General features: G+C 61.6%; 13 protein-coding genes. 8 read left to right on the top strand and 5 right to left on the bottom strand.

Annotated features, from left to right (window positions below; genetic code table 11):
* Window positions 1-14 precede the first annotated feature (14 nt).
* The 3 genes from BLS51_RS16025 to BLS51_RS16035 all read left to right on the top strand — a co-directional run bounded on the left by BLS51_RS16025 (window position 15) and on the right by BLS51_RS16035 (window position 1,936).
* Window positions 15-371 carry a hypothetical protein gene (locus BLS51_RS16025; RefSeq protein ID WP_373994330.1) on the top strand — a complete coding sequence of 119 codons (357 nt, stop codon included), beginning with the start codon at window positions 15-17 and terminating at the stop codon, window positions 369-371.
* Complete coding sequence (locus tag BLS51_RS16030; protein WP_090183772.1) at window positions 368-1,606, top strand: MFS transporter; 1,239 nt, start codon at window positions 368-370, stop codon at window positions 1,604-1,606. Before BLS51_RS16025 ends, BLS51_RS16030 begins: the two co-directional genes overlap by 4 nt.
* Before the next feature lie 120 nt (window positions 1,607-1,726).
* On the top strand, window positions 1,727-1,936 hold the full coding sequence (locus BLS51_RS16035; RefSeq protein ID WP_229207580.1) for a hypothetical protein: 210 nt from the start codon (window positions 1,727-1,729) through the stop codon (window positions 1,934-1,936).
* Window positions 1,937-2,004: 68 nt separating this feature from the next.
* Here the strand turns inward: BLS51_RS16035 and BLS51_RS16040 are convergent, their stop codons facing one another.
* Window positions 2,005-2,253: a DUF3297 family protein gene (locus tag BLS51_RS16040; protein WP_090183769.1), complete on the bottom strand. Its 249-nt coding sequence runs from the start codon at window positions 2,251-2,253 to the stop codon at window positions 2,005-2,007.
* 12 nt (window positions 2,254-2,265) lie between these two features.
* A complete protein-coding gene (locus BLS51_RS16045) occupies window positions 2,266-3,471 on the bottom strand; it encodes a cation:proton antiporter (protein ID WP_090183767.1) in 1,206 nt (401 codons plus the stop codon).
* 217 nt (window positions 3,472-3,688) lie between these two features.
* On the opposite strand from BLS51_RS16045, the gene BLS51_RS16050 reads away from it, so the two are divergent.
* The 5 genes from BLS51_RS16050 to BLS51_RS16070 all read left to right on the top strand — a co-directional run bounded on the left by BLS51_RS16050 (window position 3,689) and on the right by BLS51_RS16070 (window position 9,375).
* Entirely contained in the window at window positions 3,689-4,150 is a 462-nt protein-coding gene (locus BLS51_RS16050; RefSeq protein WP_090183765.1) for a MarR family winged helix-turn-helix transcriptional regulator, read from the top strand.
* Window positions 4,147-5,619, top strand: coding sequence for an MFS transporter (locus BLS51_RS16055; protein WP_090183762.1), 1,473 nt, complete (start codon window positions 4,147-4,149; stop codon window positions 5,617-5,619). Before BLS51_RS16050 ends, BLS51_RS16055 begins: the two co-directional genes overlap by 4 nt.
* A 10-nt stretch (window positions 5,620-5,629) precedes the next feature.
* Window positions 5,630-6,592 (top strand): LysR family transcriptional regulator, encoded by a 963-nt coding sequence (locus BLS51_RS16060; RefSeq protein WP_090183759.1) that lies wholly within the window; start codon window positions 5,630-5,632, stop codon window positions 6,590-6,592.
* Window positions 6,593-6,762: 170 nt separating this feature from the next.
* Window positions 6,763-8,058 (top strand): Glu/Leu/Phe/Val family dehydrogenase, encoded by a 1,296-nt coding sequence (locus tag BLS51_RS16065; RefSeq protein WP_090183757.1) that lies wholly within the window; start codon window positions 6,763-6,765, stop codon window positions 8,056-8,058.
* Between the two features lie 84 nt (window positions 8,059-8,142).
* Window positions 8,143-9,375, top strand: a complete 1,233-nt coding sequence (locus BLS51_RS16070; RefSeq protein WP_090183755.1) for a malic enzyme-like NAD(P)-binding protein — start codon at window positions 8,143-8,145, stop codon at window positions 9,373-9,375.
* Between the two features lie 3 nt (window positions 9,376-9,378).
* Here the strand turns inward: BLS51_RS16070 and BLS51_RS16075 are convergent, their stop codons facing one another.
* Genes BLS51_RS16075 through BLS51_RS16085 form a run of 3 tightly spaced genes read right to left on the bottom strand, consistent with a single transcriptional unit; the run spans window position 9,379 to window position 12,771 of the window.
* Window positions 9,379-9,702 carry a YnfA family protein gene (locus tag BLS51_RS16075; protein ID WP_090183753.1) on the bottom strand — a complete coding sequence of 108 codons (324 nt, stop codon included), beginning with the start codon at window positions 9,700-9,702 and terminating at the stop codon, window positions 9,379-9,381.
* On the bottom strand, window positions 9,695-10,960 hold the full coding sequence (locus BLS51_RS16080; protein WP_139168711.1) for a glycosyltransferase: 1,266 nt from the start codon (window positions 10,958-10,960) through the stop codon (window positions 9,695-9,697). The genes BLS51_RS16075 and BLS51_RS16080 overlap by 8 nt, the downstream gene beginning before the upstream one ends.
* Entirely contained in the window at window positions 10,957-12,771 is a 1,815-nt protein-coding gene (locus tag BLS51_RS16085; protein ID WP_090183749.1) for a DUF885 domain-containing protein, read from the bottom strand. The genes BLS51_RS16080 and BLS51_RS16085 overlap by 4 nt, the downstream gene beginning before the upstream one ends.
* Window positions 12,772-12,816: the final 45 nt, after the last annotated feature.

Raw genomic sequence — 12,816 nt, forward strand, 5'->3', positions numbered from 1 at the left:
AAGGAAATACCGAAATGCGCCCCGAAAACATGAGCTACAAAAAATTCAAGCTGATCAAAGGACTATGGATACTCGCCGGCGCCGCCGCGCTTGGCGCCATCGTGATGTGGCTGTGGAATTGTCTGATTCCGACCATCTTCCCCGGCGCCAATGCCGTCAATTATTGGCAAGCCCTGGGATTGCTGCTACTCTGCCGCATCCTGTTCGGCGGCTTCCGCGGCCATCACCGCGACTGGCACGAAAAGCGTGAACACTGGCAGCGCTGGCAGGCGATGACGCCGGAAGAGCGCGCGCAGTTCTTCAAGCAGCGCGAACAATTCTTCCAGCACCGCGCGCCGTTCTGCCGCCCAGAAAAGAAAGACACGGAATGAAGAAAACCCAGGCGCCGCCTTTCAGCGGCTATCAAAAAACCGTGGTGGCGATGCTGGCCTTCCTGCAATTCGCCGTCATCCTCGATTTCATGATCATGTCGCCGCTGGGCGCCGTCATCATGCCGGACCTGAAAATCGGCCCGGCCCAGTTCGGCCTGGTGGTATCGGCCTACGCCTTCAGCGCCGGCCTGTCCGGCCTGCTGACCGCCGGCTTTGCCGACCGTTACGACCGCAAGAAACTGCTGCTGTTCTTCTACACCGGCTTCATTCTCGGCACAGTCTGGTGCGGCCTGGCGCAGACGTTTGAATCGCTGCTGGCCGCACGCGTTTTCACCGGCCTGTTCGGCGGCGTGATCGGCTCCATTGTGCTGGCGATTTCCACCGACCTGTTCGCGCCGGCGATGCGCGGCCGCGTCATGGGCCTGATCCAGACCGCATTTGCCGCCAGCCAGGTGCTGGGCATCCCGGTCGGCATCTACCTGTCCAACCAGTGGAACTGGCATGTGCCGTTCATGGCGATGGCGGCCTTCGGCCTGCTTGGCGGCGTATTTGTGGCGTGGAAAATGCAGCCGGTGAATGCACACCTGGGCCAGCCGCAGGAACACAGCCCGTTCATGCACCTGTACCACACGGTGACGGAGAAGCGCTATCTACTGGCCTTCTGCATCACCGCCCTGCTGACCACCGGCGGCTTCATGCTGATGCCGTTCAGCAGCGCCTACATTGTCAACAACATGGGTATCGATCTGCATCACCTGCCGACCGTCTACTTGGTCACCGGCGTCTGCACCATCTTTATCGGCCCGCTGATCGGCCGCGCGGCTGACGCCATCGGCAAGTTCCGCGTGTTCCTGTTTGGCACGGCGCTATCGATCGCCATGGTGCTGATCTACACCCACCTCGGCCGTATTCCGCTGTGGATGCTGGTGGTGATCAATTCGGTGATGTTTGTCGGCATCTTCTCGCGCATGATTCCGTTCCAGGCGATTTCGTCGACGGTGCCGGTGGCGACGCAGCGCGGTTCCTATAACGCCATCAGCGCGTCGATCCAGCAACTGGCAGGTGGCTTAGCGTCGGTGGCCTCCGGCCATATCGTGACGCAGGCTGCCGATGGCCGTCTGCAGCACTTCGACACGGTGGGCTATGTGGTGGTGGCGACGTCCATCGCGGCCACCTTGTTGCTATGGCGCTTGCAGCGCGGTCTGCCGGGCGAGCAGAGGCCGCAAGCCGCCTGATAGAGGTAGCAAATTGTTTTCTAAAGTTAAGAAAAAATAATTAATTGCCATACGGCATTAATGCGAATTATAATGTTAACAGCAGGAAATAACTTACCAACCAATATCTAGGAGAAGTGCATGAATTCGAGAAACATGGATGCCGCCTGTCTGCGCGCGCTGCGCCGGCGCGGTCATTCCGACGCCAGTATCGCTGCCATGACGCCGGAAGAAGCGTTTTGTGAATACTGCGCCTATCACGGGATCATGAACCTCTCCCCGACCACGCTGCAGATGCTGGACAAACTGCGCGGCGACGCCGCCGCCAGTGCGCCGCGCCAGGCTGCCTGATCTTTGCCGCACCATGAAAAAAGCCACGTGAGCATCAGCGCGCGTGGCTTTTTTATTCGCTACCGCGATTAACGGTAGAACGGCTCGACCGTGCCTTTCAGCTTGATCAGCATTGGATTGCCGAAGCGATCCAGCGATTTGCCGGCCGGAACCTTGATCCAGCCTTCGCTGATGCAGTATTCATCCACATCATTGCGTTCTTTGCCGTTGAAATTGATGCCGATGTCGTGCTCAAACACGGCGGCAACGTGGAATTTGCTGCGCGGATCGATCGACAGATGATCCGGCAGTGGTGGGCGTTGAGTAGTATCGTTCATGCCGGCATTATATCAGCTGGTTTTAAAGATCAGTTGCGCCACACGTTGTAATTTGGGCGCGACGATCGGCACCGTCAGCATGGTACTGCCAATGGCCATCAGCAACAGCGCGGTGAAGGTCTCGCTGGTGATGATCTGCTTATCCAGCAGGATGTTGACGAAAATAATCATGATCAGCGCCTTGGTCTGCAACAGCCAGCCGATGATCGACGCCTCGCCCGGTCCCCACTTGAGGATCTTGCCGGCGAGGTGGACGCCGGCCAGCTTGCCCGACACCGACGCCACCAGCATCACCGCCGCCACAATGAACACCGCCGAACCGCCCACCGCCCAATTGGTGCGCAGGCCAGTGCTGAGGAAGAACACCGGCATCACCGCCATCAGCACGTTGGCGCGTAGGAAGTCCATCTTTTCCTGGTTAAACCAATGGGCATCCATCACCGCGCCGGCCAGGAAGGCGCCAACCATGTAGTGCAGGCCGGCCCAGTCGGCCGCAAAAGCGCACACCGCCAGCCAGATGAAGGACACATACCAGCGGTCGCGCTCTTCGATGCGCACCATCATCATGCGGAACAGCTTGGTCACGAGCGCAAACATCAGCAGGAAACCGGCCTGGCGGCCGACACGGTCCCAGTCCAGCAGGATGATGGCCAGCACGCCCCAGATGGCGATGTCGTCCAGGCTGGCGTAGCGCAGGATGCGCTGGCCGATCGGCTGGCGCAGGATGTCCAGCTTTTCCATCAGCAGGATCAGGATCGGCAGTGCTGTCACCGCGCACGCCATGCCGACGCCCAGCACGAACTGCCAGTCATGCGCCTTCGGCCCCATCCAGCCGGTGTAGCCAAGCAGACCCAGGGCGGCGACGCAGCCGAACAGCAACGGCGTGCCCAGCGCCAGGCCGGCGGTGATGGTGCTTTCGCGGCGGTGCTCCCAGGCTTTTTTCAAGTCCAGCTCGATGCCGGCGATCATCACGAAGATCATCACCGCCCACCAGGCGATGCCGTTCAGCGACTGCACCACCTGCGGGTTGAAGACGAAACTGTAATATTCGGGAAAAGCGCGTCCCATGATGCCCGGGCCCAGCAGAATGCCGGCAATGATCTGCACCACCACCAGCGGCGCATAGTAATCGGTGCCGCCCAGCCGCCAGATCAGGTATGGCACGGTGAAAATAATGACCATGGCGATCAGAAAGATCTCGGTCGTTCCCATATGCATTTTTGTCCCCTGTTTTATTTTTGTTTATATTCTAACCATTACGTAACGGTACGGCGAGATTGGAAACGATACCACATTTACCTAAGGATGGAACTGGTAGAACAATTCGTTGTAGCAAACTGACGGTGCAAACGATTTCAGCTGAAATCGCTGTCATTTGATTGATTACTCAAGTATATTTCAAGCATCGATCAATCAATAAATAAATGGAGTCATCATGGATACCAACACTCCCGCCCCCGTCAGTGCCAGCCTGGATTTCGTCCTGCGCCTGGCGCGTGCCCAAGCCACGCTGGTGCGCCGCCTCGACCAAGTGCTCGGCGGCTACCACGGCATCAGCTTCAGCGACTTCATGCTGTTGCACTACCTGAACCGCGCACCGGGCGGCCGCCTGCGCCGCGTCGACCTGGCCGAGCGCCAGGGCCTGACCGCATCCGGCGTCACCCGCACCCTGCTGCCGCTGGAGAAGATCGGCCTGGTCGAGCGCCAGCAAGATCCGCGCGACGCCCGCGTGGCCTATGCCGCCATTACCGACACTGGCCGCGAGCTGCTGACCAACGCCATCACGGTGGCGGACCAGATCAGCAAAGACTTGCTGCGCAGCTGCCCTGCCGCCCAGTTCGATGACTTGAGCAATGCGCTGGCGCAGATCGCCGGCATGAACGCCTCCAACTCATGAATCCATTAAAACAAAACGCCAACTTCAAATGGCTGATGCGTGGCGGGATCATCTCCGCGCTGGGCGACCAGATGACCATGATCGCCCTGCCCTGGCTGGTGCTCAAGCTGACCGGCGATCCGCTGGCTCTGGGTCTGGTGATCGCGCTGATGAGCATTCCGCGCGCGGTCTTCATCCTGGTCGGGGGCGCGCTGGTTGATCGCTATTCGCCACGCAAGGTGCTGATGCTGACCAAATATGTCAACGCCGTGCTGCTTGCCTTGCTGACGCTGCTGGTGCTGAACATCTCAAGCACACCGACCGTACCGCTGGGCGATTCCCTGTCGCTGACCGTGGCGCTGACGCCGCAACTGGCGCTGCATATCATTTACGTGCTGGCGTTTGGCCTCGGCCTGGCACAAGCTTTCGCCATGCCGTCCGGGATGTCGATCCTGCCGCTGGCGATACCGGCCGAACATCTGCAAGCAGCCAACGGCATGATGATGGGCCTGCGTCAGGTGACCATGCTGGCTGGCCCGCTGCTGGCGGCCGGCGTGCTGGCAGTGGCGGGCGACGGCAACGGCGCGGTCAGCAACGCACGCGGTCTGGCCATCGCCTTCGGCTTCGACTGCGTCAGCTATCTGCTGTCAGCGTGGACGCTGTCCAAAGTGACGCTGCTGCGACAGAGCGGCGCCGATGTCGGCGTCGGCGGTGGCGCCATTGCCAGCGGCAGCGGCAGCGCCAGTGGCAGTGCTGGCGGCAGTGTCGGTGGCATCGACAGTGGCAGCGCTGGTGGCAGTGTCGGTGGCATCGACAGTGGCACCGACGGCGCCCGCGCCAACGCCGCGCCAACGCCGCAAGCCGCGCCGGAATCGGTGCTGCGCTCCATCGGCGCTGGCCTGCGTATGGTGTGGGACGACGTGCCGATGCGCCTGTGTTTCATCTACTGGGGCACGGTGTCGCTGTTTATCGGCGGCGCGATGCAGGTCGCCTTGCCGGTGCTGGCCAGCGAGCTGCACGGCGCGTCAACGCTGGGCATCATCATGGGCGCACATGGCGCCGGCACGCTGCTCGGCATGGGCGTGGCGGCCAAGCTGGGAAAGCGCCTGCGCTTCGCCAGCTTCGGCATCACCATCCTGGCCGCTGACGCCATCGCCGGCCTGCTGCTGGCGCCGATGGGCATGGTCCACGCGACGTGGCAGGCCGCCCTGCTGATGGCGACACTCGGCCTGCTGACAGGCTTCATCCAGATCAAGGTGTTCACCTGGATACAGCAACGCGTGCCACCGCACATGATGGGGCGCGCCATGAGCATCTTCATGTTCATCTTCATGGGCCTGGCGCCGTTGTCGGCGGCGGCCACCGGATGGATGCTGACGCAGATCTCGTTGTCGCAATTGTTCCTCGGCGGTGGCATCATACTGGTGCTGTTCGCGGCAAGCGCGTATTTGTTCACGCCGATGCGCAGCATCGCTACGACCACACCGTAAAGGACTTTGCATGGAAACCAAATGGCTGGAAGACTTCATCTCGCTGGTGGAGACCAATAACTTCAGCCGTTCGGCGGCGCTGCGTCACGTGACACAGCCCGCCTTTTCACGCCGCATCCAGTCGCTGGAAAACTGGCTGGGCACGGACCTGATCGACCGCACTTCTTACCCTACCCGCCTGACGCCAGCCGGCGTGGTGTTCTACGAGCAGGCATTGGAGATGCTCTCGAAGATCAACGGCGCACGCGAACTGCTACGCTCCAAGCGCGCAGCAACGCAGACCAGCATCGACCTCGCCGTGCCGCATACGTTGTCGCTGACCTTTGTGCCGAAGTGGCTGACCAGACTGGAAGAAGACTTCGCGCCGCTCCGCAGCCGCCTGATGGCGCTCAACGTCCACGACGCCGTGCTGCAACTGGTCGAAGGCGGTTGTGATCTGCTGCTGTGCTATCACCATCCGCGCCAGCCGGTGCAACTGGACCCGGGCCGCTACGACATGCTGGTGATGGGCCACGAATCGCTGCGCGCCTACGCCCGCTGCGACAAGAACAAGGTGCCCGAGTTCACGCTGCCCGGCACCAAGCGCGCGCCGCTGCCCTTTCTCTCCTACACCAACAACGCCTATCTGGGCCGCATGGTGGAACTGATACTCACCGACGCCAAAACGCCGCTGCACCTGGAGCCGCATTACGAAACCGATATGGCCGAGGGCCTGAAGATGATGGCGCTGGAAGGCCGTGGCATCGCCTTCCTGCCTGAATCCGCCGTCACGCGCGAGCTCAAACAAAAGCAGCTGGCGCGCGCCGATGGCGATACGGCGGACTGGGAAATCGAGATGGAAATCCGCCTGTACCGCGAGCGCCCATCAGCACACCGGCGCGGCAAACCGATCGTCGACAAGCTGTGGGAATTCCTCGAAGCGCAGCAGAACGGCGGGCGCAAAAAACGCATCGCTCCGGTATCGGAACGTTGAGAGCATGCCCTCCCTCTCCGGGGGGATGCAAATTATATAACTATGCGTTTTATGCATAGCCGAATGCGCATACAGCATTGGCCGCCTTAAATGCCCAGGCGTAGGATTCGAGCCACTTGAGCGCTGCCACGAGCAGCGTTCAGCCAACGAATCCAACAGGAGCCTTGAGCATGACCTCTGTACAAGCGCAACACGCACTGCCTTCCTACCTCAATCCCGAAGATCTCGGCCCATGGGGTGTCTACCTGCAGCAAATCGACCGCGTTACCCCGCACCTCGGTAGCCTGTCGCGCTGGGTCGAAACGCTCAAGCGCCCTAAGCGCATCCTGACTGTCGACGTGCCGATCGAGCGCGATGACGGCTCCATCGCCCACTACGAAGGCTACCGCGTGCAGCACAATATGTCGCGCGGCCCGGGCAAAGGCGGTGTGCGCTTCCACCAGGATGTGACCCTGTCAGAAGTGATGGCCCTTTCGGCATGGATGACCGTGAAAAACGCTGCGGTCAACGTGCCATACGGTGGCGCCAAAGGCGGCATCCGCGTTGATCCGAAAACCCTGTCGCGCGGCGAACTGCAACGCCTGACCCGCCGCTACACCAGCGAAATCAGCCTGATTATCGGCCCTAACAAGGACATCCCTGCACCGGACGTCAACACCAACGAACAAGTGATGGCCTGGATGATGGACTCCTACGCCATGATCGAAGGTAACCTGTCGACCGGCGTGGTGACCGGCAAGCCGATCTCGCTGGGTGGCTCGCTGGGCCGCCGCGAAGCGACCGGCCGCGGCGTGTTCGTGGTGGGCCGTGAAGCCGCCGCCAAGCGCGGCGTGGCGATTGCCGGCGCCCGTGTCGCCGTACAGGGCTTCGGCAACGTCGGCGGTGTGGCTGCGACGATGTTCGCGGAAGCTGGCTCGAAAGTGATTGCGGTGCAGGATCACACCGCGACCATCGTGCATCAAGGCGGCCTGGATATCGCCCGCCTGCACAAACACGTAGCGGAAACCGGCGGCGTCGCCGGCTTCCCTGGCGCCGAAGCGATCCTGGAGCGCGACGCTTTCTGGGATGTCGAATCGGACATCCTGATCCCGGCCGCGCTGGAACAGCAGATTACTGCCGCTAACGCGCAGCGTATTCGCACCAAAATCATCCTGGAAGGCGCCAACGGCCCAACCACGCCGGAAGCCGACGATATCCTGACCGACAAGGACGTGCTGATCGTGCCGGATGTCTTAGCCAACGCTGGTGGCGTAACCGTGTCATACTTCGAGTGGGTGCAGGATTTCTCCAGCTTCTTCTGGAGCGAAGATGAAATTAATGCACGCCTTACCCGCATCATGCAGGACGCATTCAATGCCGTATGGGACGTTGCGCAGGACAAGAAAGTCACGCTGCGAACCGCCACCTTCATCCTCGCTTGCACCCGTGTGCTGCAAGCCCGTGAAGTCCGTGGTCTCTACCCGTAATCACTGAATCCCCAGCAGTTTGCGCCTGTACCTGCCTTCTTGGCGCGTACGGGCGTTTTTCGCTTTAAAGGAATATAGAACAACATGACCACGATTGAACAAAAGGCACTGGCCTATCACCGCGCGGGCAGCGCCGGCAAGATCGCCATCGAAATCACCAAGAGTGTCAGCACCCAGGAAGACCTGGCGCTGGCGTATTCGCCAGGCGTTGCCGCCCCGTGCGTCGAGATCAAGCGCGATCCAGCCAAGGCTTACGAATACACCGCCAAGGGCAACCTGGTTGGCGTCATCACCAACGGCAGCGCAGTGCTCGGCCTGGGCAACATCGGCGCACTGGCCGGCAAGCCGGTGATGGAAGGTAAAGTGGTGCTGTTCAAGAAGTTCGCCGGCATCGACGCCTTCGACATCGAGATCGACGAGAGCGATCCGGACAAGCTGGTGGACATCATCGCCGCCCTGCATCCGACCTTCGGCGGCATCAACCTGGAAGACATCAAGGCGCCTGAATGCTTCTACATTGAGCGCAAGCTGCGCGAGCGCCTGTCGATCCCGGTATTCCACGACGACCAGCACGGCACCGCCATCGTGGTCGGTTCGGGCATGCTGAACGCGATCGAGATGACCGGCCGCGATATCGCCACCGTCAAAATCGTCTGCTCCGGCGCCGGTGCGGCAGCCATGGCCTGCCTGGACCTGCTGGTGGACCTGGGCGCGCAACGCAAGAATATCTTCGTCTGCGACAGCAAAGGCGTGCTGTCGACCGCGCGCAATCTGGACGGCGAAAAAGCCGCCTGGGCACAGGACACCACCGCTGTCACCCTGTCGGACGTCATGGACGGCGCCGATGTGTTCCTCGGCGTATCCGGTCCTGGCGTGCTGTCGCAAGCCGACATCCAGCGCATGAAGCCGCAGCCTATCGTCTTCACGCTGGCGAACCCTGAACCGGAACTGCGTCCGGAACTGGTGCGCGAAGTGGCGCCGGATGCGATCATCGCCACCGGCCGTTCGGACTACCCGAACCAGATCAACAACGCGCTGTGCTTCCCTTACCTGTTCCGCGCCGCGCTGGACTCGGGTGCCACCACCATCAACCAGGAAATGAAACGTGCCTGCGTGGTGGCTTTGGCCGACATGGCGCGCAGCGACGCCCGCTTCAGCAAGGACTACATCGTGCCTGGCCTGCTGGACCCGCGCCTGCTGAGCGGCGTCACGCCGAAGATCGCCGCCGCCGCATGGCGCAGCGGTGTCGCCCGCAAGCAGCTGGTGGAAACCGAATACGCCGACGATCTGAAAGATCTGGCGGAATCGCTGCTGTAAAAACTACTGCGTCGGCTGCAGGGCAATGACAGCCATACCGGCCAGCGCCAGCACGGCGCCGGCCGCGTCATAGCGCGTCAGCGCCATGCCGTCGACACAGCGTAGCCACAGCAGCGCGACGCAGATGTAGGCGCCGCCGTAGGCCGCATAAGTGCGGCCTGCCGCTGCCGGATGCAGCGTCAAGAGCCAGGCGAACAGCGCCAGCGCCGCCGCCGCCGGCAACAGCAGCCACGCCGTCTTGCCCTGCTTCAGAACCAGCCATGGCAGATAGCAGCCGACGATTTCAGCCAGCGCGGTGACAGCGAACAACGCTGCAATTTTAAGCATTCCCAGCTCCAAATTTTTCATTGATGATGCGGACTGCTGCAGCCACGCCGTTCTCCTGCGCCATCGCGCGTGCAATCGCGGCGGCTTTGGCCGGCATATCTGGACGCAAGGCGCTGATGCGCGCGGCGATTTTCCTCGCGCTGACATTGCGTCGTCGCAACGGCTTGCCAGCAATCCCAAGCCTTTGTAACTCCTGCCCCCAGTGCTCCTGCTCGGCGATATTGGCCACCACCACCGACGGCCGCCCCGCCAGCGTGGTCGATTGCGTGGTGCCGGCGCCGCCGTGATGCACCACCGCCCCACAGCGCGGGAAAATCAGATGATGCGGCGACGCGCTGACATACAGTATCCGCTCATCCGAATGGAAGCCGCATGCGGCGGCGTCCGGCGTCTGGATGATGGCGCGGCAGCCGGCGAGGCGCGCCGCATCGCTGAGCAGGCGCAGGTTGTCGCTCTGGTGCGGGATATCACGCGGCGTCCAGCTGCCGAAGGTCATGTAGACCGGTGCATCGCCGGCGGCAAGGAAGGCCTCCACCGCCTCGGTCAGCCTGCCCTCCAGCTGCATGTTCGGCATATCGAGGAAACCGGTCACCTGGATCGACGACGGCCAGTCCGGCTGCCGCGCGCAGATCTGCGGACTCACACCCAGCAGCGTCAATTTCGGCGACATCCACACCTCGGTCAGGATATCCTTGATCGGCGCCATGCCGAGGCGCGCGCGCAGCCGGTTCGGATAGCGCGATGCGGTCTTGTGCAAGGCCCATCGTGTGATGCGCCATAACAGCCCTTGCGCAAACGGCAGGCCAACCGGATGGCTATGCGCGCTAGGCACCATCACATGCGACAGCAGCACGCTCACATACGGCTTGCGCGCATGCTCCGCCGCTATCTGCAACGGATACAGGAAGAAATGGCCGATCAACACATCGCACTCCGCCGCCAGCTGTTGCGCAGCTGCGAACATCTCCTCCTCCGCAGGCAGAAAACCGCCTTCGATCAGCATCTTCGTCTGCGCAAACGGATTCACCATCCTGGCCGCCGCCTCACCCAGCCGTTCCACCTCGGCCAGGCTGATGACCGGCGACGCCACCACACGGATCTTCACGCCAGACGGCGACGACAGCGCCGCATAGGCATCGCTGTCCACGCAAGTCAGTACCAGCGTCACCTCATACCCCGCCAGTTGCAGTCCTTCCGCCAACGCCACGAACGGACGTATATCGCCGTGGCTGCCCCATGTCTGCAAACCTATTTTCATTTACGCTTCGCGATCCAGTCGTTAATCACACGTTCCAGCACGGACAGCGGCAAGGCGCCGTGCGACAGCACTTCGTTATGGAACTGCTTCAGATCGAACTTGTCGCCCAGCTGCTGCTTCGCATGTTCGCGCAACGCCAGGATCTTCAGCATGCCAACCTTGTAGGCCAGCGCCTGGCCCGGGGCGACGAAGTAGCGCTCCACTTCCGCCGTCACATCGCCTTCCGCCATGCCGGTGTTATCCATCATGTACGCGATGGCCTGCTCGCGCGTCCAGTGCTTGTAATGGATGCCGGAATCGACCACCAGCCGCGTCGCCCGCATCATCTCATCGCGCAGACGGCCCAGGTTATCCAGCGGCTCCTTCTGGAAACCCATCTCGTAGGCCAACCGCTCCGCATACAGCGCCCAACCTTCCTGGTAGGCGGTGAACGGCAGCACGCGGCGGAAGAACGGCACGCCCTGCATTTCCTGCGCGATCGTCACCTGGAAGTGGTGGCCCGGTATGCCTTCGTGATAAGCCAGCGTGCGCATGGCGAACTTCGGCGTGTCGCCCGGATTGCGCATGTTCGCGTAGAACACCCCTGGCCGCGTGCCGTCAAAGGCGCCCGGCATATAGTACGCGCCCGGCGCGGTGGCCTCAGACGATGGCGGTACCTGCTCTACCTTCACGCCCAGCTTGGGACGGATATCGAAGGCGCTGCCCAAACCTTTGTTCACCTCATCGAGGATGGCCTGGTACTGCGCCAGCATGGCTTGCTTGCCCTCCGGCGTATTGGCATACTGCTGTTCCGGCGACTGCGCCAGCTTCTGCACGCGGACACCGATAGAACCTTCGCTCAAACCCTGCGCCTTGAGAATGGTGTCCATCTCCGCGCTCACCCGCGCAACTTCTGCCAGTCCCAGTTCATGCACCTGCTGCGGCGTCATGTCGGTGGTGGTGTGCATGCGCACGCACCACGCGTAGTAAGCATCGCCATTCGGCAGCGACCACGCACCGTTGTTCTCCTTCGCCTTCGGCAGCAACGCCGCGAAGTAGCTGATCAGGCCACGATAGGCCGGATACACATGGCCCTTGATCGTCGCGTTGGCAGCGGCCATCAGGCGCGTGCGCGTCTCGCTGTCCATCTCTGCAGCGGGAATCTTGTCCAGCTTTTCCTTGAAGGTGATGGACAGCGGATGCTGTTCCGGCGCGCTGGCGATCATGCCGTTCATCTGCTTGAGCACCTTCTCCACCGTAAAGCGCGGCGGTATCACGCCACGCGATTCGCGCAGCCGCAGGCCCTCGGTCAGTTGCGTGAATTTGGCGGGAAACAGCTTGAGGCGGGCGATATAGCTCTCTGCCTCGGCTTTATTGGTCACCTGATGGACCTGCACCATGAAGTCCGGCAGCGCGCTTTGTACGCCGAACATCTGATTCACCGGGAAGTCGTGCCGCAGATAAGGTTCGCCCTCCACCTGGATGCGCAGGTAGAAATCCAGCGTGTCATAGGAAAGCTGGCCTTCACGATCCAGCTGCGCGCGGTCATATTGATTCAGCGTCGCCAGGCTGTCCTTGAACAGCGAGAAAACCTTCTGCTCGTGCGCCGGCGAGGCGTCATCCAGCTTGGCGCTGTAGAAGTCTGCCCACGAAGGCAGGATGCGCAGGCTGGAAAGCATCTCCGGGCTGTCGATGGCAAACGCCGCGAAGACCTTGGTGTAGAACCAGTTCAGCTTCAGCGGTTTGAAGTAGACCGTATGCGCGACCAGCGCCGCTATCACCAGCACCAAAGTGGCCAGCGCAACGGCCAGCCATTTGAATACACGCTTCATGCAGCCCCCTCCCCATCATCATCATTATTTTTTAATTATGTAATG

This window comes from Duganella sp. OV510, from assembly GCF_900100205.1.
Taxonomy (GTDB): Bacteria; Pseudomonadota; Gammaproteobacteria; order Burkholderiales; family Burkholderiaceae_D; genus Rugamonas.

What these genes read in the sequence shown, in the direction of transcription:
- BLS51_RS16075 (WP_090183753.1), bottom strand. Translation starts at nt 9,702, where the DNA reads ATGCTTAAAATTGCAGCGTTGTTCGCTGTCACCGCGCTGGCTGAAATC.
- BLS51_RS16025 (WP_373994330.1), top strand. Translation starts at nt 15, where the DNA reads ATGCGCCCCGAAAACATGAGCTACAAAAAATTCAAGCTGATCAAAGGA.
- BLS51_RS16070 (WP_090183755.1), top strand. Translation starts at nt 8,143, where the DNA reads ATGACCACGATTGAACAAAAGGCACTGGCCTATCACCGCGCGGGCAGC.
- BLS51_RS16085 (WP_090183749.1), bottom strand. Translation starts at nt 12,771, where the DNA reads ATGAAGCGTGTATTCAAATGGCTGGCCGTTGCGCTGGCCACTTTGGTG.
- BLS51_RS16065 (WP_090183757.1), top strand. Translation starts at nt 6,763, where the DNA reads ATGACCTCTGTACAAGCGCAACACGCACTGCCTTCCTACCTCAATCCC.
- BLS51_RS16045 (WP_090183767.1), bottom strand. Translation starts at nt 3,471, where the DNA reads ATGCATATGGGAACGACCGAGATCTTTCTGATCGCCATGGTCATTATT.
- BLS51_RS16040 (WP_090183769.1), bottom strand. Translation starts at nt 2,253, where the DNA reads ATGAACGATACTACTCAACGCCCACCACTGCCGGATCATCTGTCGATC.
- BLS51_RS16030 (WP_090183772.1), top strand. Translation starts at nt 368, where the DNA reads ATGAAGAAAACCCAGGCGCCGCCTTTCAGCGGCTATCAAAAAACCGTG.
- BLS51_RS16060 (WP_090183759.1), top strand. Translation starts at nt 5,630, where the DNA reads ATGGAAACCAAATGGCTGGAAGACTTCATCTCGCTGGTGGAGACCAAT.
- BLS51_RS16080 (WP_139168711.1), bottom strand. Translation starts at nt 10,960, where the DNA reads ATGAAAATAGGTTTGCAGACATGGGGCAGCCACGGCGATATACGTCCG.
- BLS51_RS16050 (WP_090183765.1), top strand. Translation starts at nt 3,689, where the DNA reads ATGGATACCAACACTCCCGCCCCCGTCAGTGCCAGCCTGGATTTCGTC.
- BLS51_RS16035 (WP_229207580.1), top strand. Translation starts at nt 1,727, where the DNA reads ATGAATTCGAGAAACATGGATGCCGCCTGTCTGCGCGCGCTGCGCCGG.
- BLS51_RS16055 (WP_090183762.1), top strand. Translation starts at nt 4,147, where the DNA reads ATGAATCCATTAAAACAAAACGCCAACTTCAAATGGCTGATGCGTGGC.